The sequence below is a fragment of the Pantoea sp. CFCC18177 genome, from assembly GCF_059412425.1.
Genome location: NZ_JBNBPL010000006.1, coordinates 162,074 through 183,251, shown reverse-complemented (window position 1 = coordinate 183,251; position 21,178 = coordinate 162,074). Strand labels below are relative to the sequence as shown.

Here is a 21,178-nt window from a genome sequence, read left to right as displayed (position 1 = left end):
CACAGCCGGGAAAACCACTGTTTTCCCGACGTGCGGTACACTTCAAAATGACCGCTTCAACTTCTTCCTGTATTGGGCGTTTCGCTCCCTCTCCTTCTGGTGATTTGCACTTTGGTTCGCTGATAGCTGCACTAGGCAGTTACCTGAGCGCGCGCGCGCAGCAAGGTCAATGGCTGGTGCGTATTGAAGATATCGATCCGCCGCGTGAAGTTGCGGGTGCCGCAACGCGTATCCTCCAGCAACTTGAACATTACGGTCTGCAGTGGGATGGCGAAGTGCTCCGGCAATCGCAACGCCATGATGCCTACCGCGCCGCACTGAGCTGGCTGCAGCAACATCGTCAGAGCTATTTTTGCACCTGCACGCGCAGCCGTATTCAGCAGATTGGTGGCTTCTACGATGGCCACTGCCGCAACTTGCATTTACCCGCAGAGAACGCGGCATTAAGGTTACGCCAGCATGCGCCTGTGTTCAGCTTTCACGATCGCCTGCGCGGCCACTTAGCGGCTGACACACAGTTGGCGCAGGAAGATTTTATTATCCATCGGCGGGATGGGCTGTTTGCCTATAACCTGGCGGTGGTGGTGGATGACCATTTTCAGGGCGTGACGGAAATTGTGCGTGGCGCGGATTTAATTGAGCCTACGGTGCGTCAAATTGCGCTTTATCAACAGTTTGGTTGGCCAGTGCCGCAATATCTGCATCTGCCTTTGGCCGTCAATACAGACGGCAATAAGCTGTCAAAGCAGAATCATGCACCTGCCTTACCCACGGGGGATCCGCGTCCTGTGTTGGTGCAGGCGCTGCGCTTGCTCGGTCAGCCTGTGATGCAGAGCTGGCAAGATTTATCGTTACCTCAGTTACTGACGCATGCTGTTGCGCAGTGGAGTATCCAACTGATCCCACAGCAGAACGCGCTAATACCTGATGAAGCGACATCGCCATTCCTAAATGGTTCGCAACAGGCTATGATTAGCCGCTGATTTATTAACACCCATTTTCTCACTGTCGAGGTGTCCCATTTTTACCCGAGTCGCTAATTTTTGCCGGAGAGTCCTCAAGCGTGACGAGGAGGTGCCTGAAGAGGTGGAAACCGAGAGTCTGATGACCGTCATTCCCCGTGAAAGCCACAACATCTCACGCAAAGATATCAGCGAAAACGCCCTTAAAGTGCTGTATCGCCTGAATAAAGCCGGTTTCGAAGCATACCTGGTTGGCGGTGGCGTGCGTGATTTACTGCTGGGTAAAAAGCCGAAAGACTTTGATATCACCACCAACGCCACACCAGAGCAGATGCGCAAATTGTTCCGCAACTGCCGCCTGGTCGGTCGTCGTTTCCGCCTGGCCCACGTGATGTTTGGTCCGGAAGTGATCGAAGTGGCGACCTTCCGTGGTCACCATCAGGAAGAGAGTGAAGAGGATCGCAACAGCTCACAGCGCGGTCAGAATGGCATGCTGCTGCGTGATAACATTTTCGGCAGCATTGAAGATGATGCCCAGCGCCGCGATCTCACCATCAATAGCCTCTACTACAGCGTGGCGGATTTCACCGTCCGTGATTACGTGGGTGGTTTACAGGATCTTGAGGATGGCGTGATTCGCCTGATTGGCGATCCAGAAACCCGTTATCGCGAAGACCCGGTGCGCATGCTTCGCGTGGTGCGTTTCGCCGCCAAGCTGGAAATGCGCATTGCCGCTGAAACTGCCGAGCCGATTCCACGCCTGGCCACGCTGTTAAACGATATTCCGCCTGCACGTATGTTTGAGGAGTCCCTCAAACTGCTGCAAGCCGGTTACGGCCTACGCACCTATCAGATGATGCGTGAATATCAGCTGTTCCAGCCGCTGTTCCCGATGCTGACGCGCGGCTTCACGGCCGAGAGCGACAGCTTGATGGAACGCATGCTGATTCAGGTGCTGAAGAACACGGACAACCGCATTCAGAATGATATGCGCGTCAATCCCGCCTTCCTGTTTGCCGCGATGTTCTGGTATCCACAGTTAGAGTCGGCAGAGCGTATTGCACAGGAGAGCGGGCTGACCTACTTCGATGCGTTCGCCCTCTCGATGAATGAAACGCTGGATGAAGCCTGCCGTGCGCTGGCGATTCCGAAGCGCATCACCACACTGATCCGTGATATCTGGCAGCTACAACTGCGCATGTCGCGCCGTCACGGCAAACGTGCGTGGAAGCTGATGGAGCATCCAAAATTCCGTGCCGCGTATGATTTGCTGGCACTGCGTGCCGACGTGGAAAATAACCGCGAACTGCAGAGTCTTACTCACTGGTGGGGCGAGTTCCAGGCGGCGGCACCTGTGCAGCAGAAAACCATGATGACCACGCTGGGCGACGATCCGGCTCCACGCCGTAAACCGCGCCGCCCTCGCCGCCGTCCAACCGGTCCGCGTCGTGATACTAACAGCCCATCATGATCCGCGTTTATCTCGCACTCGGCAGTAATCTGGCCGATCCGCTGCATCAGGTTGATGCAGCGCTCGCCGCGCTCGATGCCCTTCCGCACACCTCGCGCGTGGCGACCTCTTCGCTGTATCGTACCCCCCCTTACGGCCCGCCGGACCAACCCGACTACCTGAATGCTGTTGTCGCGCTGGATACGCTGCTGGAAGCGGAAGCGTTGCTGGATCACACGCAACGCATTGAGCTGGAGCACGGCCGAGTCCGCAAAGCCGAGCGTTGGGGCCCGCGTACTCTCGATCTCGATATCATGCTGTATGGCCAGCAGACGATCCACACCCCGCGTCTCACCGTGCCGCACTACGATATGCACAACCGCGCGTTTATGCTGGTGCCGCTGTTAGAGATCGCTCCTGCGCTGCGTCTGCCTAACGGTCAGCCACTGGCCGGGATCCTGGCCACGCTCGATCGCAGCGCCATTCGTCCGTGGAATGTCTAGCCTGTAATAATCGCACTGTGTTCGTATCGCCTTTCCAGCCAATCCAGTAAACTGCGCGCATCTGAAAACGCTGGAGAGCGCGATGAAACCAACCACCATCTCCCATTTACGCCAGTTGAAAGCCAGTGGCCGCAAATTTGCCACCCTGACGGCTTACGATTTCAGCTTTGCCCGCCTGTTTGCCGATGAAGGCATTCAGGTGATGCTGATTGGCGACTCCCTCGGCATGACCGTGCAAGGTCATGAATCCACCCTGCCCGTGACCGTGGCAGATATCGCCTATCACACTGCCGCCGTGCGCCGTGGTGCGCCTCAGGCGCTGGTGATGGCCGACTTACCCTTTATGAGTTACGCCACGCCACAGCAAACCTTTGATAACGCCGCACAGTTGATGCGTGCCGGTGCCAATATGGTGAAGCTGGAAGGCGGAGAGTGGCTGGCTGACACCGTGCGTATGCTGACGGAACGTGCCGTGCCGGTGTGCGGTCACCTTGGCCTGACGCCGCAATCCGTCAATATCTTCGGTGGCTACAAGGTGCAGGGCCGTGACGAAGCGGGCGCAGAGCGTGTGCTGGCCGACGCGCTGGCACTGGAAGCGGCGGGCGCACAGCTGATGGTGCTGGAGTGCGTACCCGTCGCGCTGGCGGCGCGCGTGACCCAGGCGTTAAGCATTCCGGTGATCGGCATTGGTGCCGGTAACGTCACCGATGGCCAGATTCTGGTGATGCACGACGCCTTTGGCATTACTGGCGGCCACATCCCTAAATTCGCCAAAAACTTCCTCGCGGAAACCGGCGACATTCGCGCGGCCATTCGCCAGTATATTGCCGACGTTGAGGCGGGCATTTATCCTGCCGCCGAACACAGTTTCCAGTAAATCAGGAGATTTGCAGTGTTGATTATTGAATCGCTGCCGATGCTGCGCCGTGAAATTCGTCGCTGGCGGCAGGAAGGCAAACGTATCGCGCTGGTGCCCACCATGGGCAACCTGCATGACGGCCACCTCACACTGGTGGACGAAGCGCGCGAACGGGCCGATATCGTGGTGGTGTCGATTTTCGTCAACCCGATGCAGTTTGAACGCGCCGATGACCTGGCGCGCTATCCACGCACCTTGCAGGATGACTGCGAGAAGCTTAATCGCCATAGCGTGGATCTGGTTTTCGCACCGGCACCGGCGGATGTCTATCCTAAAGGGCTGGATAGCCAAACCTTTGTGGAAGTGCCGGGCTTATCCTCGCTACTGGAAGGGGCTAGCCGTCCGGGGCATTTCCGCGGCGTCTCCACCATCGTGAGCAAGCTGTTCAACCTGGTCCAGCCCGACATTGCCTGCTTCGGCGAGAAGGATTTCCAGCAGTTGGCGATTATCCGCAAGATGGTGGCCGATATGGGCTTCGACATCGAGATTGTCGGTGTGCCTACCGTACGCGCGAAAGATGGCCTCGCGTTGAGCTCGCGCAACGGCTATCTCACCGCTGAAGAGCGCGCTATCGCCGCCGGTCTGAGCCAGGTGATGAACAGCATGGCAGCGCGCCTGAGCAACGGTGAACGCCATGTGGATGAGATTATCGAAAACGCCGAAGCCGCCTTGCAGGAGAAAGGATTCCGCCCTGACGGTTTGGCGATTTGTGATGCCGACAATCTGCAGCCGCTGACCGTAGACAGTCAGCGTGCCGTGATTCTGATGGCCGCATGGCTGGGCAATGCGCGCCTGATTGATAATCAGCAAGTGGATCTGACGGAGTAATTTCCGTTATTTATTAGAAGCTAACCAGGATTCTGTCGCTATGATTCGTACCGTACTTCAGGGCAAGCTGCATCGCGTGAAAGTCACTCAGGCAGATTTGCACTATGAAGGCTCCTGCGCCATTGACCAGGATTTTCTCGATGCCTCCGGCATTCTGCAATATGAAGCCATCGACATCTATAACGTCACCAATGGTCAACGTTTCTCGACCTACGCGATTGCCGCTGAGCGCGGCTCTAAAATCATCTCCGTGAACGGTGCCGCCGCGCGTTGCGCCTGCGAAGGCGATATCATGATCATCTGCTCGTATGTGCAGGTGGAGGATGAAGTCGCTCGCAGCTGGCAACCGAAAGTCGCCTATTTCGAAGGTGATAACGAGATGAAACGCATCGCCAAAGCGTTACCAGTGCAGGTCGCCTGATAACAACGGAACCTCTGTTCAGAGGTTCCGCCCTTTCCTCACACCGGCTTTACGATCTTTACCCTTGGTTGAGACTTCAGGGTAAACAGGAAGTTGAACCAACCGCGCTGGCGCAACAGGCACAGCGTCCAGGGGAAGATCATCGCCGCAATAAACGCCAGCACAAACAACAGGTCGTAAACCCAAAGCGACTGGGTATGCAGCTTGACGATTTTGCTAAAGAACTGAATCACCAAATAATGCGACAGGTAAAATACGATGGAATTGACGCCCACGTAATGCACCAGCCGTGAATTGAGTTTCAGCGATATCCAGACAAACACCGGAATCGATAACAGCGCCAATGCGGCAAGCAGAACGTGTGATGGCGGGCGCTCACTCAGCAGGTTGAGGCACACGAACAGCACCACGCTGGCAAAAGAGAGCAGCACCAGCAGCGTATTTTCAGCCAGTTTCGGCACATCATACTGCTTACGAACCAGCTGATCGCCCACGTAGAAGAAAATAAACAAGTTAACGGATTTATTGATGTGCGCATTGTCGAAGCTGGCAAACATGCCATCCGCACTGAATTCAGGTAAGAAATAACTCAGCAGTAAACACGCGGGAATCACCAGCCAAAACGGCATTTGCCGTACCACAATGATGGCGAGGAAGAAAAAGAACAGTGAATGTAAGAACCAGGTGATATCACCGCCGCCGCTCAGATGCATAGCAATAACATGCAAGGGAGATTGCGGGTTATTCGCCATCGAGCTAAATAAGATTTTTAAGCCGCCATACACCACTACCCAGACGGCAAAGGGATATAAGATTGTCTGGACTTTATTATTGATAAATGGTCCGAGTCCTTTCCGTAATCCGGCATCAACAAATAATCCCGACACAAAAAATACTAAGCCAAGAAATACTGGTATTAACAACGGATCCAGTACTGAGATCAGCGGTGCGAAGTGCCCAACATTGCCATTTACCGCAATAACGCAGTGCAGCAGAATAACAACAAGTACACCTATACCTCGCAGATTATCCACCCACGTTATCCGATTCATATTTTCCCCTGCCTGACAAAGATAATAAGAGCCATCTCTTTAAACAAACAGAGTGGCGCATTTGTTATGCGTTGCTGTGTGGTTGTGTAGCCTGAAAACAATAAGCAAGGCAATATTCTAATTACGGGGAATTAATGACAAGTTCAAAATTCCGCTAAAGCCATAACAAATTCCTTACGCCTTATAGATTAAGCAGTTACAGAGCATCGTCATGACATTTATCAGAAAAAGACGCAAAATATCAAAAACAGTAAACAATGGATTTAATATATATAAATTAATTCGCTGGCGCTGATTAATTTGGAATTTATCTTAAAGTGTACTTTGGAAGAAATGAATATATCACTATTCCAAAAACAAAAAATGCAGCCGTAGCTGCATTTTTAATAGCGGATGTGACTAAGTACGTAAGCCGCGTCCACGCTGAATCAGCGCATACACCAATACGTAAAACACCACGATAAACGCAATCAGCACCGACAAGGTGAACACCAGTGGCACATCATTAATGCCGAGAAAACCGTAGCGGAAACCGCTGATCATATACACCACCGGGTTCAGCTTCGACACCGCCTGCCAGAAAGGTGGCAGCAACGTCAGCGAATAGAACACCCCGCCCAGATAGGTCAACGGTGTTAACACGAAGGTCGGAATCAAACTGATATCGTCAAAGGTGCGCGCAAACACCGCATTCAGCAGACCCGCCAGCGAGAACAGAATCGCGGTCAGCAGCAGCGTCAGGGCCACCATCGACCAGGAATGCACGTGGAATGGCACAAAGAACAGTGAAATGGCGGTCACCAAAATCCCGACACACACGCCACGCGCCACGCCACCACCCACATAACCGGCAATGATAATATGCGTCGGCACCGGTGCCACCAGCAGCTCTTCAATATTGCGCTGGAATTTAGCGCTAAAGAACGATGAGGCTACGTTGGCATAGGCATTGGTGATCACCGCCATCATGATCAGGCCAGGCACGATAAACTGCATATAGCTAAAGCCATGCATATCACCAATACGTGAACCAATCAGATTGCCGAAAATAATAAAATAGAGCGTCATGGTGATCACCGGCGGCACCAGCGTCTGAATCCAGATGCGTGCAAAGCGGTTGATCTCCTTGGCCCAGATACTCTTCAGTGCCACCCAGTAAAGATGTGTCATGCTTTTGCTCCTTTTCCCTGGGTCAGGCTGACGAACAGCTCTTCAAGGCGGTTCGCTTTATTACGCATACTCAACACCTGCACGCCCTGCGCGCTCAGTTGGCTGAACACGCTATTCAGCCCCTGCTCACGCATCACTTCCACTTCCAGCGTAGAGGTATCCACCAGACGATACTGGAAACCTTCCAGCTGCGGCAGGGGGCTACGCGGCGCAAGATCCAGAATGAAGGTTTCTGATTGCAGCTTCGACAGCAGACCTTTCATCGAGGTGTTTTCCACCAGTTCACCGCTCTGAATAATGCCGATGTTACGGCACAGCATTTCGGCCTCTTCCAGATAGTGAGTGGTGAGAATAATGGTGGTGCCTTTGATATTGAGATCTTTCAGGAAGGTCCACATCGAGCGGCGCAGTTCAATATCCACGCCAGCGGTGGGTTCGTCGAGGATCAGCAGCTTTGGCTCATGCATCAGTGCACGCGCAATCATCAGACGACGCTTCATGCCGCCCGAAAGCATACGCGCACGCTCGTTGCGTTTACCCCATAGATCGAGCTGGTTGAGGTATTTCTCGGCGCGCTTGTTGGCCTCACTGCGCTCTACGCCGTAGTAACCAGCCTGATTCACCACAATCTGCATCACGGTTTCAAACGGGTTAAAGTTGAATTCCTGTGGCACCAAACCGAGCTGGCGCTTGGCGTTGACCACATCTTTTTCCAGGTCATAACCAAATACGCGCACGCTGCCACCGGATTTATTCACCAGTGAACTGATAATGCCGATGGTGGTGGATTTACCCGCGCCATTCGGCCCGAGCAGTGCGTAAAAATCGCCAGCCTCTACGTTGAGATCCAGCTTCTTCAGCGCCTGTACGCCGCCGGGATAGGTTTTGGTCAGCCCGGAAAGTTCCAGTGCATAAGTCATTGCGAATCCATACCCTGTTGTAGTGACATCAAAGCCCTATGAAATGATAGTGCGCTCACAGCGAGCGTGCGGGGTTATTCAGAGATAATAAGTGAAAAATCAAAGATGAAGCGCCCGCCACACTTTACCACTCTGCTTGTCGCAGGGGAACGCGAGCATAGCCCGTAAGTCAGTGACTCGCGGGCTGCGCATCTTATCGCAGGCTAAAGGGATTAGCCTTGGAAGATTGTGCGGTTATTCACCGGTTGGGATAACTTTGCCGATGTACGGCAAATGGCGATAGCGTTGCGCGTAGTCGATACCAAAGCCTACAACGAACTCATCTGGAATGGTGAAGCCAACGTATTCAACGGTCACTTCGACTTCGCGGCGCTCGGGTTTATCCAGCAGGGTGCAGATGGCCAGTGATTTTGGCTCACGCAGACGCAAGATTTCACGCACTTTGCTGAGCGTATTGCCGGAGTCGATGATGTCTTCCACGATCAACACATCTTTGCCACGAATATCTTCGTCGAGATCTTTAAGGATCTTCACATCGCGGGTGGATGACATACCGCTGCCGTAGCTGGACGCGGTCATAAAATCGACTTCGTGCGGCACATCAATCGCGCGACACAGATCGGCCATAAACATAAAGGAACCGCGCAGCAGGCCCACTAAAACCATTTCGCTGCCGCTGCTGCGGTAGTGTTCGCTTATCTGCTTGCCCAGTTCGGCAATACGGGTTGCGATCTCCTGCTCAGAGATCATCACGTCGACGGTGTGTTTCATTGCATTCGCCTGGTTAAGGTTTTTCAGAAAGCCACGAAGTCTATCATAGTCGAACCAACCTCTAACGCGGCGCACAGAACGCAAACGATACCGTGGCAAAATTTATTGCTCTGACCTTAACTACAGGAAACCTCCCGCCCTCTCACCGGTGACCTCTGGAGATCCTATGGCCGCTTCATCCAGTAAAAAAACGCAGATTGGCAACCACGACCTGCATCCGGAAACGCAAATGCTGAATTACGGCTACGATCCGCGGCTGTCCGAAGGCGCGGTGAAACCGCCGGTGTTTCTCACCTCCACCTTTGTGTTCAACAGCGCCGAAGAGGGGCAGGATTTCTTTGATTACGTGGCCGGACGTAAACAGCCGCCGGAAGGCAAAAGCGGCGGGCTGGTCTATTCGCGCTTTAACCATCCCAACAGTGAAATCGTCGAAGATCGGCTAGCGATCTATGAAGGTGCCGAGAGCGCCGCCCTGTTCTCATCCGGCATGTCAGCGATCGCCACCACGCTGCTGGCCTTCGCCCGCCCCGGAGAAGTGATATTGCATTCACAGCCGCTGTACGGCGGCACCGAAACGCTGTTAAGCAAAACCCTGCACGACCTTGAGATCAAGGCCGTGGGTTTCAGCGATGGCACCGATGAAGACAAAGTGTATGAGGCCGCCAAACTGGCATGGCAGCGCGGTCGGGTCGCGCTGATTCTGATTGAAACGCCCGCCAATCCCACCAACAGTCTGGTCGACATTCAACTGATGAAACAGGTGGCAGATGTCATCACGCAGCAGCAAGGATCGCGGCCTGTTCTGGCCTGTGACAATACTTTGCTTGGCCCCCTGTTCCAGCACCCGCTGCAGCACGGCGCAGACTTATCGCTCTACTCGCTGACTAAGTATGTCGGCGGGCATTCAGATTTAATTGCGGGGGCAGTGCTTGGCAACAAAGCCTTGGTAGGCAAAGTGCGATCGCTGCGCAGCGCCATTGGCACGCAGCTTGATCCCCATTCCAGCTGGATGATTGGTCGTTCGCTGGAAACGCTGTCGTTGAGGATGGAAAAAGCCGCCAGCAATGCGGAAAAAGTCGCGGCCTATTTGCGCGATCATGAGCAGGTAGAGAAACTGCACTGGCTGCCTTATCTCGACGAAAGCAGCCCAGCTGGCGAGACTTATCAACGTCAGTGCAGCGGTGCGGGTTCAACCTTTTCCTTTGATATCAAAGGCGGACAACCGGCAGCCTTCCGTTTTCTTAATGCATTGGGGCTGTTTAAGTTGGCGGTGAGTCTGGGCGGCACTGAATCGCTCGCCAGCCATCCGGGCAGCACCACCCACTCAGGAGTGCCGCAGGAGGTGCGGCAGCGCATTGGCATTACGGATGCCACGGTACGTTTGTCGATTGGTATCGAGCACGCCGAGGATCTGATCGAGGATATCCGGCTGGCGCTGGAGGCGGCTCAATCAGCGTAATGTTTTCCAGTGCGCATAAATGCGCACCCTACGGTAAATCACACCGATTTTCGTAGGGTCGCCATTTATGGCGACCGAGACGTGCGCAATGATGAAACGGTGTTAGTTAACTGACCGTAAACCCGAGCATCATGCCGGTATCTTCATGCTCCAACAGATGACAGTGGGCCATATAGGCATTATCGGCATTAGCGACATAGTTGAACTGCACCAGCACTTCGCTGCGCCAGCCGTTGACGCTGACCATATCTTTCCAGCCGGCACGATGCGCTGCAGGCGGCTTGCCGTTTTCTGACAGAATGCGGAACTGTGCGCCGTGAATATGGAAAGGATGTAGCATCGCATCGCCTTCACCGGAAATCGTCCACTTCTCCAGCTTGCCCAGTTCGGCATTAAACATCGGCTTGGTCATGTTGAATGCCTGGCCGTTGATTTTATTGCCGTTGTGGAAATCGTATCCGGCGGTTTTGCTCTCGCTGCCGTGGTCCATCGGCTTACTGCCATGGTCCATCTTCATCGCGCCGTCACCCATGTCCATGCTGCCATGGTCCATTTTCGTACCATGATCCATCTTCATGTCGCCCATGGCTTTATGACCGTAACGATCCATCAACGCCTGCATCCCTTGTTGATCCAGTTGCGGGTCCATCATCAGCTGCAGCCAGCGGTTTTGCACCCCTTCGGCTGAAGGTAATGGCGGCAGATTCACCAGCTTATCCGGCAGGGAACCGCTCGCCATCACGCGCAGTGGCAAGATCTGCACCAGCGGTAACGGCTGGTCAAACGGGGCCAGCGTCATGCCCATCTGCGTCACCGGCAGCGTCACCATATCGAAGGTTTTGCCATCGGAAGTATCAATCATCACTTCAAAGCGCTCACCCGGCAGCAGCGGCAGGTGATCAACCTTCACCGGCTCGGCCAGTAGCCCACCATCGCTGGCAATCACATACATCGCACGGCGATCGCTGGTGGCGATATCCAGTGAACGCGCATTACATCCATTGAGCAAACGCAGACGTAACCAGCCGCGCGGCACCGCCTGCTGCGGATACTGCACGCCGTTGGTCAGCATCATGTCGCCAAACCAGCCCACCGCCGCACGCATGATATCGAGTTGATAATCGATGCGGGTGCCATCTTTGGTCAATTGTTTGTCCTGGAAAATCAACGGGACATCGTCTTCGCCCCACTGCATCGGCAGGCGCAATTTGCCGGAGTCTTCATCCTCCAGCAGCACCAACCCCGCTAATCCTTGCGCCACCTGATTGCCGGTTTTGCCATGCTGATGGGGATGGAACCAGCACGTTGCGGCGGGCTGGTCTGGAGTAAAAGTCACTTGTCGTGATGCACCAGGCGCGATCACCGCCTGCGGGCCGCCATCCACGTCGCCGGGTATTTCCAGCCCATGCCAGTGCACCGTGGTGCCTTCAGCCAGACGGTTATGAATATTGACGGTCACCGCTTTCTCACGCTGCAAGCGCAGTGCTGGACCAAGCAGATTACCGTTGTAGCCCCAGGTGGGGACCGCTTTGCCGTTCCATTGGCTGGTGCCGCTCATCGCCGTGAGCGTGTACTGCCCGTGGGCATCAGGCTGTAAAATAGAGGGAATCGGTAAGAGCGGGCGCGTAGCCGCCATTAGCGAGCGACTCCACAGCGGCAGCGCACCCGCAGCGCTGAGCGCAGCGGTCAACTTTAGAAAATGACGACGTTGCATATTCTTATCCTTGTCGTGAATAAGGGCACAGCGTAAACCTTTCCCCTGTGGGAGGGTCAAGCCCTGAAACAGAATGCACTGATAAAAACCGTGGGAATGGCCCATTTCGGCAAATTTAGCGGAATCCCTGCAATAACTGTGCTAACGTCAATAAATTGTCCCTTGTTGAGAATGATTATGACGAAAAGCATCAAGATCCTGCTGCTGGCGGGACTCCTTGGCTTCTCCTCCACCAGTTTTGCGCTGAGCGAATCCGAAGCAGAAGATCTGGCTGACCTCACCGCGGTGTTTGTCTACCTGAAGAATGATTGCGGTTATCAGGATTTACCGGATGCGCAGATTCGTAAAGCACTGGTGTTTTTCGCCCAGCAGAACCGTTGGGATCTGAGCAACTACAGTAACTACAATATGAAATCCCTCGGCGAAGAGAGCTATAAAGATTTGAGCGGTATCGCCATCACCAACGACAAGAAATGTAAGTCGCTGGCGCGTGATTCGCTGAGTCTGCTCGCTTACGTCAAATAGCCCGCTACACCGCTCTCCTGCTGAAGATTTGACCGTGCAACCACGGTCATAATTCGCTATCCTTTTTTGTTCCATTTTCATGGCGATGACATTAGAGGAGAGCCCCATCATGGCCCAAAATGAAATGTGGTATGAGACGCTTCATGCCGGATTTGGACAGTATTTCACGGTAGATAAACTGCTTTATCGCGATAAGACCGCGCATCAAGATCTGGTGATCTTTGAAAATGCCGCCTTTGGGCGAGTGATGGCGCTGGATGGCGTGGTGCAAACCACCGAACGCGATGAGTTCATCTACCACGAAATGATGACCCACGTGCCGATTCTGGCGCACGGCAAAGCAAAACGTGTGCTGATTATTGGCGGTGGCGACGGTGCTATGCTGCGTGAAGTTTCACGCCACTCATCGGTTGAACAGATCACCATGGTGGAAATCGATGCGGGCGTGGTGAGTTTCTGCAAAGAGTACCTGCCGAATCACAGCGCAGGGGCTTTTGACGATACGCGATTGAACCTGGTGATTGATGATGGCGTCAATTTCGTTAATCAGACCGAAGAGAAGTTCGACGTCATTATCTCTGACTGCACCGATCCTATTGGGCCAGGTGAGAGTCTGTTCACCTCCGAGTTCTATGCGGGCTGTAAAAATGCCTTAAATCCAGGCGGCATCTTCGTCGCGCAAAATGGGGTCTGCTTCCTGCAACAAGAAGAAGCCATTAACAGCCATCGTAAACTCAGCCACTACTTCTCAGACGTCAGTTTTTATCAGGCGGCGATCCCTACTTATTATGGCGGCATCATGACCTTCGCCTGGGCCACGGACAACGAAACCCTGCGCCAGTGGGATGCAGCCACTTTGCAATCGCGCTTGGACGATGCGGACCTGCGCTGCCGTTACTACAATCCTGCGATTCATGTCGGTAGCTTCGCCCTGCCGCAGTACCTGCTGAATGCTTTGTCGTGTGAGGAGTGACGAAATTGCAAAAGCTGAAACTACACGGCTTCAATAATCTGACGAAAAGCCTGAGTTTTTGTATTTACGATATTTGCTACGCCAACAGCGAAGCCGAGCGTGATGGTTATATCGCGTATATTGATGAGCAATACAATGCCAACCGCCTCACGGAAATCCTGACGGAGACCTGTTCGATTATTGGTGCCAACGTGTTGAATATTGCGCGTCAGGATTATGAACCTCAGGGAGCCAGCGTCACGATTTTGGTGAGTGAGGAGCCGATCAACCCGCAGGATATTGATCAATCAGAAATCCCAGGTCCGTTGCCCAATTCGGTGGTAGCGCACTTAGATAAAAGCCATATATGCGTACACACCTATCCGGAAAGTCATCCTGAAGGGGGTTTATGTACTTTCCGCGCCGATATCGAAGTCTCCACTTGTGGCGTGATTTCACCGCTCAAAGCGTTGAATTACCTGATACACCAGCTGGAATCTGACATCGTCACCATTGATTATCGCGTACGCGGTTTTACCCGCGATGTGAACGGCGTTAAGCACTTCATCGACCATGAGATCAATTCGATTCAGAACTTTATGTCCGAAGATATGAAGGCAATGTACGACATGGTGGATGTGAACGTTTATCAGGAAAATATCTTCCACACCAAGATGTTGCTGAAGGAATTTGACCTGAAATATTATCTGTTCAACACCAAGCCTGAAGAGCTGAGTCCGCAGGAACACAAGCGGATTACCAATCTGCTGTGGAAAGAGATGCGCGAGATTTATTACGGCCGCAATATTCCGGCGACGGGGTTGAAGCTGTTGTAGTTCGGTGGGTGCTAATACCCTCACCCCGCCCTCTCTCAATGGGAGAGGGAGTAAAACGTGTGAAATTTGGCATGTTCTGCGGGCGGTCCCCTCGCCCGCTTGCGGGAGAGGGTTAGGGTGAGGGAAATAGTCAGGCAGTCAGTTGCAGCCCTATCCCGCGCTCGCGCAGATCGCGGCATACCACTTCATCCAGACGGGCATCGGTCACCACATCGGTCAGGCTATCAATCGGCGCGGCGCAATACAGCGACCAGGAGCCATACTTACTGCTATCGGCCAGCAAAATCCGGCGACGTGCATTGGCCAACAGATCCATCTTCAGCCCGGCTTTATCTTCCGTCGGCGTGGTAATACCGCGTTCGATACTCCACGAGTTACAGCTGACAAAAGCGATATCCGGATTGATACTGCGTAACAGACGGCGACCGTGTTCCCCAATGCAAGACTGGCTGGAATCATCAATACGGCCACCAATAATGGTGGTTTCAATCTGCTTAAATTCAGACAGGAATAACGCGATATGCAGGTCTGCGGTGATGACGCGCAACTGCAGATGGGTCAATTGACGCGCCAGCTCCAGCATGGTGGTGCCCGCATCCAGCACCACAGAATCGCCCGTCTTGACATAGCTGGCGGCAAACTGCGCGATGGCTTGCTTCTCAGCCAGATTACGCTGCATCTTCTCCAGCGTGGTGGGCTGGGCAGGAATGAAGCGATTAAGCGTCACACCGCCATGGCTGCGGCTAATGACGCCTTCCTTGTCGAGCTTGATCAGATCGCGGCGGATCGTCGCAGGCGAGGCAGAAATCGCACTCACCAGCTGTTCTACAGTGACCAGATTATGACTTTTCAAATAGTCCATAATCTGGTCGAGACGGCTTTGTCCCTTCATATTTCCCTATGCTAGCTGCATCGCGAGTTTAATGGAGATCGCCATGCTCGCAGAGTTCGCTTTACCTGTCCAGGCGATATCAAACGCCGTGCCATGGTCCGCCGAAGTACGGATAAAAGGCAATCCCGCAGTGATGTTGACGCCGTCATAAAAGCCTAATAGTTTCAGTGGGATATGACCTTGATCGTGATACATCGCCACCACCATATCGTACTGCCCCTGCTGACACTGCAGGAACACGGTATCCGGCGGGCAAGGGCCATAGACATCAATCCCCTTCTCTTTCATCACTTTGATTGCCGGCGCGACGGTAGTGATCTCTTCATCACCAAACAGACCGTTCTCACCTGCATGCGGATTCACACCGGCCACGGCAATACGAGGATTGTCAAAGCCGACGCGGCGCAGGAAACTATCCGCCATACCAATTACCGTCTGAATACGTTCGCCATTCAGGGTGTCGAGGAACTTACGCAGCGCAATGTGGGTGGTCACGTGAATCACCTTGAGGTGATCGGTGTACAGCACCATCGCGTAATTTTTGGTGTTGGTGAGTTGCGCCAACAGCTCAGTGTGCCCCGGATAAATATGCCCTGCTGAGTGCAGCGCTTCTTTATTCAGCGGTGCTGTGGCAATCGCATGGACGTCACCCGCCAGCGCCAGTTCAGTGGCACGCTTCACACATCGCCAGGCCAAATCGCCCGCTTCTTTCTGCACGACACCTGGCTTAAGGGCTTCAGGATTTGCCAGAGGTTCGTCAATCACGTTAATAATGCCGGGTGCAAAATGCGCATCTTTCACTTGATCCAGCACGCGCAGTTCAGCCTGCGGCGTAATATTCAATCCCATCACCCGACGCAGCGTGCTGGCGCAGCCGATCACCACCGCGGGAATACCCGCCAGCTCGCCTTCTGCTAACGCTTTAATGATGATCTCCGGGCTGATGCCCGCCGGATCGCCCATGGTCACCGCAATAATTTTATTCACTCGACTTCTCCTCAATGAAACGGATGGCTTCTACCAGGGTGTTTACGTCGCCAAAGCCACCCGCTTTGGTCATCACCGGCAGGTGTAATTCGCTATTAAGCAGAACCCCGTGCGGCACACAGCCTGCCACCAAGCCCTGAATCTGGAAACCGCTGGCACCTAGCGCCTGTGCTACGGCAATCGCAACGTCGCCGCCAGAGAGGTACAACCCGGCGGGCAATGCGTGACGACAAACTTTGCTGGTTAACTGCGCCAGGAGCTGGCAAATGCGTTCACCTAATTCCTGGCGTGAAACCTGATGCTGCTGGCAGAGCTGTTCAATATCGTGACGCTGATCGGCATGCTGTGTGGTGCGCACTACACAATGCGCCCCGGCACTTATTGCTTGTTGCATGGCCTGTTGCCACACGTTAGCTTGCGGCCATGCGGGCTGCGCAAACAGCTGGCGAATATCGATGTCGATAATGCGGATCTCTCGCTGAGTAGCGAGACGGGCAATCTGCTGCTGGGCAATCGCGCTCATCGACCCCACCACCGCTAACACCGGCCGTGCCGGACGTGCAGCCATATACTCTCCCAGCGCGTCGCCCAGTCCCGATGCCCCCGCCAGTAGCGGTCGAACGGGCAAGGTCGCTGCTGCCGCCATCAGTAACGCGATGTCCGCATCCTGTTCGGCATCCACCACCACCAGGCCCTGTTTTGTGGCGAGAATCTGTGCCAGTTGACCACTGCGTACGGTGTCCAGATCGAGCGTTTCGCCCGCCATTGCACTCTGCATTTGTAGCCGGGTTAGCACATGGCTGCTGGTGACGGGCGTTTTAGGATCGCTGGCAAATTCGGTATCGGTCAGACGCTGCTGATTGATCCACACCTCTCCCTGGCGGGTGGTGCGTCCCAACCTGGGTACCGCAGGCACCACCAACGCCAGGGTTTTCCCGCTGGCTGTTAATGCCGCTTCAATTTCAGCGCCTGGATTGCCGCGCAGTGTGGAATCGATCTTTTTAAACAGCCAACCATCCTGGGCAATCGCCTGATGCTGCTGTACGGCAAGCGTTGTACGATGCGCAGCATCTGCGGCGCTCACCGCTCGGCTATCGGTGCTGATCACCAGTACATCCGCACTGTTGGCATCATGTGGCGTGCTGCTATCAAACAGCACATGCACTTTTGCGCCCGCTCGCGCCAATCCGCTACCGGCATCATTGGCCCCGGTAAAATCATCGGCGATCACTAAGACTGGCGTTTTCCATGGCTGTGAAGTCATTCTCTTTCCTCTACCGGCAGCTCGCCGTGTTGAGATTGATTATATTCAATCATGATTGATTATATGTGAGCAAGATCAAATTATTTGAAATCAATTTGCCCTATAAATTTAGGCACTGTAGTGACAGAACCTGCACTGATTGAGCAAAGTTAATCATTCAGTACGAAAAAACCGCAATAAGGGTATGAAATGAATATCAACAGCACCGTGATCAGTGGCTTTCAGGCGCTTAATGACCTTAGCTATTTGCTGCAAGGTAAAGAAAAAGCGCTTCTGGTAACCGATAAGAATATTGAAGGCATTCCAGCGGTTCAGACGCTGATCGCGCAGCTGAAGCAGCAGATCAGCAGTTTAAGCATTGTAAACAGCGTCCCACCAGAACCGAGCCAGCATGATGTTGCTGCCATTGTTGCTGCGTTGCCCTCTACAGATGTGGACCTGGTGATCGGCGTCGGCGGAGGCAGCGTACTGGATGTCGCAAAGCTGCTGTCGATCCTGTGCGTTGACGGCGCACCCACGCTGGATGCGCTGCTGGCCGGTGAAAAACCACAAACCCGTACCACATCCCTGTTGATCCCGACCACTGCGGGTACAGGATCGGAAGCCACGCCTAATGCGATCCTGGCGATCCCTGAGAAAGAGACTAAGGTGGGCATTATCACACCGGTGATGCTGCCAGATTATGTCGCACTGGTCCCCGAGCTGACCACCAGCATGCCGCCTCACATCGCTTCTTCAACCGGTATCGATGCGTTGTGCCATCTGATCGAGTGCTTTACCGCCACCGTGTCCAACCCGGTAAGCGATAACTATGCACTGATCGGCATGAAAAAGTTGTTCGCCAGTCTTGAGACCACCATTGCCGAGCCGGGCAACCTTGAGGCGCGCCTCAATATGCTGTGGGCCTCCTATTATGGCGGCGCGTCCATTGCTCATGCCGGGACGCATCTGGTCCATGCAATGTCTTATCCTCTGGGCGGCAAATATCACCTGCCACACGGCGTGGCGAATGCCATTCTGCTGGCCCCTTGCATGCGCTTCGTCCGCCCTGCTGCGGTGAGCAAATTCGCGCAAGCCTACGATTTACTGCCAGATGCCGATACCACACTGGATGAAGAAGCCAAATCTCACGCGCTGGTGGAGTATTTCGCCGCGCTGGTGAAGCGTCTCAAATTACCGGCCAGTCTGGAAGAACTGGGCATTGGCCCAGATCATCTGCCGTATCTGGTTGAAGCCGCGCTCGACGTGCAGCGTCTGATGAAGAATGTGCCGATGAAAGTCAGCGCCGATGACGTGAGAAACGTCTACCTGACGCTGTTTCCGGCTTTGAATCACTAAGGATTAATGAGGGAATCATGAGCAAGAAAATTCAGGGCGTATTAACCGCCATCGTCACCACTTTTGATAGCGAAGGTGCATTCAACCCAGCCGCGCAACGCGTGCAGGTACAACGCCAGCTGAGCGCAGGCAACGGTATTTTCTGCGGCGGCACCAACGGTGAATTCTTCGTGCTGAACGAGCAGGAGAAACTGGCGGTGACGGAAACCTGTGTCGAAGAAGTGAACGGTGCGGCACCGGTTGTGGCGCACATTGGTGAGATCTCCACCCGTGAAACTATCCGTCTGGGCAAGCAGATTGCCAAACTGGGCGTCGATGCCGTTTCGGTGATCACACCCTATTTCGTGCCGCTGAAGCAGGAAGAGCTGATTGCTCACTACCGCGCGGTAGCCGACGCGATTGATGTGCCGCTTTATCTGTACAACATCCCTGCGCGTACCGGCAACACCCTGCAGCCGGAGACTGTGCGCACGCTGGCCGCGCACCCGAACATCATCGGCATTAAAGACAGTGCGGGCAGCTACGAAAGCCTGAGCGGCTTCCTGCAAGCAGCAGAAGGCATGGAAAACTTTAACGTGCTGACTGGCCCAGACTCGCTGATCCATCGCGGCTTTGTCGAAGGTTGCACCGCCTGTATTTCTGGTCTGGCCAACGTGGCACCGAAAGAGATCAACGCCATCTGGGCACGTTTCCACGCGGGCGATATTGAAGGTTCACGCCAGGCGCAAGAGAACATCACCGGTCTGCGTACCGATCTCTACAGCGTCGGTTTCCCACCGGCCACCGTGAAACGTGCGGTTTCACTGCTGGGTTCTGATGTAGGCAACAGCCGCTATGCAGTGAGCTTCTCTGCCGAAGAAGAGCAGAAGATCCGCCAGATCGTGAATCAGTATTTGCAGTAATGATTTTGGGCAGTCTTTTTGCCTTTTTACCACCTAAATACCCTAAATAATTCGAGCTGCAGGACAAATATGCCGCAGGCTTATTTGAACAGCGCTAGCGCTGGCCCGCAGGGTGAGGCTTTAGCCGAATCACGCGGCAAGTGAGTTAATCCCCAGGAGCTTACTGAAGTAAGTGACTGGGGTTAGCTCACGCAGCCAACGCACCTGCAGCTTGAAGTATGACGGGTATTAACACCGGGAAGAATCATGAAAGTCATCTGTACCTCACCTTCATTCGCCAAATACGACGCTGCCCCCATCGACACCCTGCAGCAGCACGGTTTTGAGCTGATTACCCTGCCCGCTGATGCACCGCTCAGCGCGCTGGAACCGCATCTGGCCGATACCGTGGCGATGATCGTTGCGTTCACTGACGTCAACGAAGCACTGCTGGAGAAAGCGCCACATCTGAAGATCGTGTGTAAGCACGGCGTTGGCGTTGACAACATCAATCTGGATGCCACCCGCGCGCGCGGCATTTATGTCACCAACGTGCCGGATGCCAATAAACATGCGGTGGCTGATTTTGCCTTTGCGCTGATCCTCAACAGCGCGCGCCAGATTACTCAGGCGGCGATTGAAACCCGGGCGGGCAACTGGCCACGCATCTTTGCCACCGACGTGTATGGCAAGACGTTGGGCATTATCGGCCTTGGCAATATTGGCAAGCAGGTGGCGTTGCGCGCCAAAGGTTTCAACATGCGCGTTATCGCTTTTGATTTTTATCCGGATGAGAAATTCGCCGCAGAACACGGTATCGAATTTGTCAGTCTCGACCAACTGACTGAAAGCAGTGATTTTATCACGCTGCATAAGCCGCTCACCGATAAAACCCAAAACCTGTTTGATGCTGCGCGCATCAAGCGCATGAAGAAAAGCGCTTTCCTGATCAACGCGTCACGCGGTGGCATCGTTAATGAGCAGGACCTCTATCAGGCGTTGCTGGATAACGTGATTGCCGGCGCGGCTGCCGATGTGTTCGAACAGGAGCCGCTGGTGGAGCATCCGCTGTTTACGCTGAGCAACTTTATCCCGACCTCGCATATCGCGGGATATACCGACGGTGCCATCAGCGCTATTGGTGAACGCTGCGTGATGCAAATAGTGCAGTGCATTAAACAGGGCGAACGCCCAGTAAATATCATGAACGGGCTGGATTAACTTTTTCAAACCCCTATTTAATCCATTTTATATCCCAAGTCATTGGTGTTGTAGCAAGGCGGTAAATTCATTCATCCTCAGGAGCTTATTCCAGGGGGGAATGAATGCAGCCA

The 21,178-nt window shown here is 54.0% G+C and carries 21 protein-coding genes; 13 read left to right on the top strand and 8 right to left on the bottom strand.

Annotation, left to right across the window (positions count from 1 at the left end; genetic code table 11):
* Nucleotides 1–47 precede the first annotated feature (47 nt).
* From gluQRS to panD, 6 genes are all read left to right on the top strand, one after another.
* Complete coding sequence (gene gluQRS / locus ACPUC8_RS08650; protein WP_494926048.1) at nucleotides 48–983, top strand: tRNA glutamyl-Q(34) synthetase GluQRS; 936 nt, start codon at nucleotides 48–50, stop codon at nucleotides 981–983.
* A 37-nt stretch (nucleotides 984–1,020) separates the two neighbouring features.
* On the top strand, nucleotides 1,021–2,433 hold the full coding sequence (pcnB, locus tag ACPUC8_RS08645; protein ID WP_494926058.1) for a polynucleotide adenylyltransferase PcnB: 1,413 nt from the start codon (nucleotides 1,021–1,023) through the stop codon (nucleotides 2,431–2,433).
* Nucleotides 2,430–2,915 carry a 2-amino-4-hydroxy-6-hydroxymethyldihydropteridine diphosphokinase gene (gene folK, locus ACPUC8_RS08640; RefSeq protein WP_283226658.1) on the top strand — a complete coding sequence of 162 codons (486 nt, stop codon included), beginning with the start codon at nucleotides 2,430–2,432 and terminating at the stop codon, nucleotides 2,913–2,915. The genes pcnB and folK overlap by 4 nt, the downstream gene beginning before the upstream one ends.
* 82 nt (nucleotides 2,916–2,997) lie before the next feature.
* Complete coding sequence (gene panB / locus ACPUC8_RS08635; protein ID WP_058970862.1) at nucleotides 2,998–3,792, top strand: 3-methyl-2-oxobutanoate hydroxymethyltransferase; 795 nt, start codon at nucleotides 2,998–3,000, stop codon at nucleotides 3,790–3,792.
* Between the two features lie 15 nt (nucleotides 3,793–3,807).
* A complete protein-coding gene (gene panC, locus ACPUC8_RS08630) occupies nucleotides 3,808–4,662 on the top strand; it encodes a pantoate--beta-alanine ligase (RefSeq protein WP_494926047.1) in 855 nt (284 codons plus the stop codon).
* 40 nt (nucleotides 4,663–4,702) lie between these two features.
* Nucleotides 4,703–5,083, top strand: coding sequence for an aspartate 1-decarboxylase (gene panD / locus ACPUC8_RS08625; protein ID WP_034829560.1), 381 nt, complete (start codon nucleotides 4,703–4,705; stop codon nucleotides 5,081–5,083).
* Nucleotides 5,084–5,121: 38 nt separating this feature from the next.
* Here panD and ACPUC8_RS08620 read toward each other — a convergent pair whose 3' ends face one another.
* From ACPUC8_RS08620 to hpt, 4 genes are all read right to left on the bottom strand, one after another.
* Complete coding sequence (locus ACPUC8_RS08620) at nucleotides 5,122–6,135, bottom strand: acyltransferase family protein (RefSeq protein ID WP_039331272.1); 1,014 nt, start codon at nucleotides 6,133–6,135, stop codon at nucleotides 5,122–5,124.
* A gap of 399 nt (nucleotides 6,136–6,534) precedes the next feature.
* A complete protein-coding gene (locus tag ACPUC8_RS08615; protein WP_034829563.1) occupies nucleotides 6,535–7,305 on the bottom strand; it encodes an ABC transporter permease in 771 nt (256 codons plus the stop codon).
* The gene (locus ACPUC8_RS08610) at nucleotides 7,302–8,225 is read right to left on the bottom strand and encodes an ABC transporter ATP-binding protein (protein ID WP_039331274.1); all 924 of its coding nucleotides are present in this window, start codon (nucleotides 8,223–8,225) and stop codon (nucleotides 7,302–7,304) included. The genes ACPUC8_RS08615 and ACPUC8_RS08610 overlap by 4 nt, the downstream gene beginning before the upstream one ends.
* 234 nt (nucleotides 8,226–8,459) lie before the next feature.
* Nucleotides 8,460–8,996: a hypoxanthine phosphoribosyltransferase gene (gene hpt, locus ACPUC8_RS08605; protein ID WP_039331277.1), complete on the bottom strand. Its 537-nt coding sequence runs from the start codon at nucleotides 8,994–8,996 to the stop codon at nucleotides 8,460–8,462.
* A 166-nt stretch (nucleotides 8,997–9,162) separates the two neighbouring features.
* On the opposite strand from hpt, the gene ACPUC8_RS08600 reads away from it, so the two are divergent.
* On the top strand, nucleotides 9,163–10,455 hold the full coding sequence (locus ACPUC8_RS08600; protein WP_494926046.1) for a cystathionine gamma-synthase family protein: 1,293 nt from the start codon (nucleotides 9,163–9,165) through the stop codon (nucleotides 10,453–10,455).
* 106 nt (nucleotides 10,456–10,561) lie between these two features.
* On the opposite strand, the gene cueO is transcribed toward ACPUC8_RS08600, so the two are convergent.
* Nucleotides 10,562–12,169 (bottom strand): multicopper oxidase CueO, encoded by a 1,608-nt coding sequence (gene cueO, locus ACPUC8_RS08595; RefSeq protein ID WP_494926045.1) that lies wholly within the window; start codon nucleotides 12,167–12,169, stop codon nucleotides 10,562–10,564.
* Nucleotides 12,170–12,346: 177 nt separating this feature from the next.
* Here cueO and ACPUC8_RS08590 point away from each other — a divergent pair, with 177 nt between their 5' ends.
* The 3 genes from ACPUC8_RS08590 (at nucleotide 12,347) to speD (ending at nucleotide 14,482) form a co-directional block, all read left to right on the top strand.
* Nucleotides 12,347–12,694: a YacC family pilotin-like protein gene (locus tag ACPUC8_RS08590; RefSeq protein ID WP_007888732.1), complete on the top strand. Its 348-nt coding sequence runs from the start codon at nucleotides 12,347–12,349 to the stop codon at nucleotides 12,692–12,694.
* 109 nt (nucleotides 12,695–12,803) lie between these two features.
* Nucleotides 12,804–13,667 (top strand): polyamine aminopropyltransferase, encoded by an 864-nt coding sequence (speE, locus tag ACPUC8_RS08585; protein WP_494926044.1) that lies wholly within the window; start codon nucleotides 12,804–12,806, stop codon nucleotides 13,665–13,667.
* Nucleotides 13,668–13,672: 5 nt separating this feature from the next.
* A complete protein-coding gene (gene speD, locus ACPUC8_RS08580) occupies nucleotides 13,673–14,482 on the top strand; it encodes an adenosylmethionine decarboxylase (RefSeq protein WP_039331288.1) in 810 nt (269 codons plus the stop codon).
* 130 nt (nucleotides 14,483–14,612) lie between these two features.
* Here the strand turns inward: speD and ACPUC8_RS08575 are convergent, their stop codons facing one another.
* From ACPUC8_RS08575 to dtnK, 3 genes are read right to left on the bottom strand one after another with little or no spacing between them, the layout of a single operon-like run.
* A complete protein-coding gene (locus tag ACPUC8_RS08575) occupies nucleotides 14,613–15,374 on the bottom strand; it encodes a DeoR/GlpR family DNA-binding transcription regulator (protein ID WP_039331290.1) in 762 nt (253 codons plus the stop codon).
* 6 nt (nucleotides 15,375–15,380) lie between these two features.
* Nucleotides 15,381–16,361: a D-threonate 4-phosphate dehydrogenase gene (locus tag ACPUC8_RS08570; protein ID WP_039331292.1), complete on the bottom strand. Its 981-nt coding sequence runs from the start codon at nucleotides 16,359–16,361 to the stop codon at nucleotides 15,381–15,383.
* Entirely contained in the window at nucleotides 16,354–17,625 is a 1,272-nt protein-coding gene (gene dtnK, locus ACPUC8_RS08565; protein WP_494926043.1) for a D-threonate kinase, read from the bottom strand. The genes ACPUC8_RS08570 and dtnK overlap by 8 nt, the downstream gene beginning before the upstream one ends.
* Nucleotides 17,626–17,814: 189 nt before the next feature.
* On the opposite strand from dtnK, the gene ACPUC8_RS08560 reads away from it, so the two are divergent.
* The 3 genes from ACPUC8_RS08560 to ACPUC8_RS08550 all read left to right on the top strand — a co-directional run bounded on the left by ACPUC8_RS08560 (nucleotide 17,815) and on the right by ACPUC8_RS08550 (nucleotide 21,065).
* Nucleotides 17,815–18,963: an iron-containing alcohol dehydrogenase gene (locus ACPUC8_RS08560; protein WP_039331296.1), complete on the top strand. Its 1,149-nt coding sequence runs from the start codon at nucleotides 17,815–17,817 to the stop codon at nucleotides 18,961–18,963.
* Between the two features lie 17 nt (nucleotides 18,964–18,980).
* Entirely contained in the window at nucleotides 18,981–19,865 is an 885-nt protein-coding gene (locus ACPUC8_RS08555) for a dihydrodipicolinate synthase family protein (RefSeq protein ID WP_494926042.1), read from the top strand.
* Nucleotides 19,866–20,111: 246 nt separating this feature from the next.
* Complete coding sequence (locus tag ACPUC8_RS08550) at nucleotides 20,112–21,065, top strand: phosphoglycerate dehydrogenase (RefSeq protein WP_494926041.1); 954 nt, start codon at nucleotides 20,112–20,114, stop codon at nucleotides 21,063–21,065.
* Nucleotides 21,066–21,178: the final 113 nt, after the last annotated feature.

Bases quoted from the DNA above. Each gene is read 5' to 3' on its own strand.
- gluQRS (WP_494926048.1), top strand. From the start codon at position 48: ATGACCGCTTCAACTTCTTCCTGTATTGGGCGTTTCGCTCCCTCTCCT.
- folK (WP_283226658.1), top strand. From the start codon at position 2,430: ATGATCCGCGTTTATCTCGCACTCGGCAGTAATCTGGCCGATCCGCTG.
- panB (WP_058970862.1), top strand. From the start codon at position 2,998: ATGAAACCAACCACCATCTCCCATTTACGCCAGTTGAAAGCCAGTGGC.
- panD (WP_034829560.1), top strand. From the start codon at position 4,703: ATGATTCGTACCGTACTTCAGGGCAAGCTGCATCGCGTGAAAGTCACT.
- ACPUC8_RS08620 (WP_039331272.1), bottom strand. From the start codon at position 6,135: ATGAATCGGATAACGTGGGTGGATAATCTGCGAGGTATAGGTGTACTT.
- ACPUC8_RS08615 (WP_034829563.1), bottom strand. From the start codon at position 7,305: ATGACACATCTTTACTGGGTGGCACTGAAGAGTATCTGGGCCAAGGAG.
- ACPUC8_RS08610 (WP_039331274.1), bottom strand. From the start codon at position 8,225: ATGACTTATGCACTGGAACTTTCCGGGCTGACCAAAACCTATCCCGGC.
- hpt (WP_039331277.1), bottom strand. From the start codon at position 8,996: ATGAAACACACCGTCGACGTGATGATCTCTGAGCAGGAGATCGCAACC.
- ACPUC8_RS08600 (WP_494926046.1), top strand. From the start codon at position 9,163: ATGGCCGCTTCATCCAGTAAAAAAACGCAGATTGGCAACCACGACCTG.
- cueO (WP_494926045.1), bottom strand. From the start codon at position 12,169: ATGCAACGTCGTCATTTTCTAAAGTTGACCGCTGCGCTCAGCGCTGCG.
- ACPUC8_RS08590 (WP_007888732.1), top strand. From the start codon at position 12,347: ATGACGAAAAGCATCAAGATCCTGCTGCTGGCGGGACTCCTTGGCTTC.
- speE (WP_494926044.1), top strand. From the start codon at position 12,804: ATGGCCCAAAATGAAATGTGGTATGAGACGCTTCATGCCGGATTTGGA.
- ACPUC8_RS08575 (WP_039331290.1), bottom strand. From the start codon at position 15,374: ATGAAGGGACAAAGCCGTCTCGACCAGATTATGGACTATTTGAAAAGT.
- dtnK (WP_494926043.1), bottom strand. From the start codon at position 17,625: ATGACTTCACAGCCATGGAAAACGCCAGTCTTAGTGATCGCCGATGAT.
- ACPUC8_RS08560 (WP_039331296.1), top strand. From the start codon at position 17,815: ATGAATATCAACAGCACCGTGATCAGTGGCTTTCAGGCGCTTAATGAC.
- ACPUC8_RS08555 (WP_494926042.1), top strand. From the start codon at position 18,981: ATGAGCAAGAAAATTCAGGGCGTATTAACCGCCATCGTCACCACTTTT.
- ACPUC8_RS08550 (WP_494926041.1), top strand. From the start codon at position 20,112: ATGAAAGTCATCTGTACCTCACCTTCATTCGCCAAATACGACGCTGCC.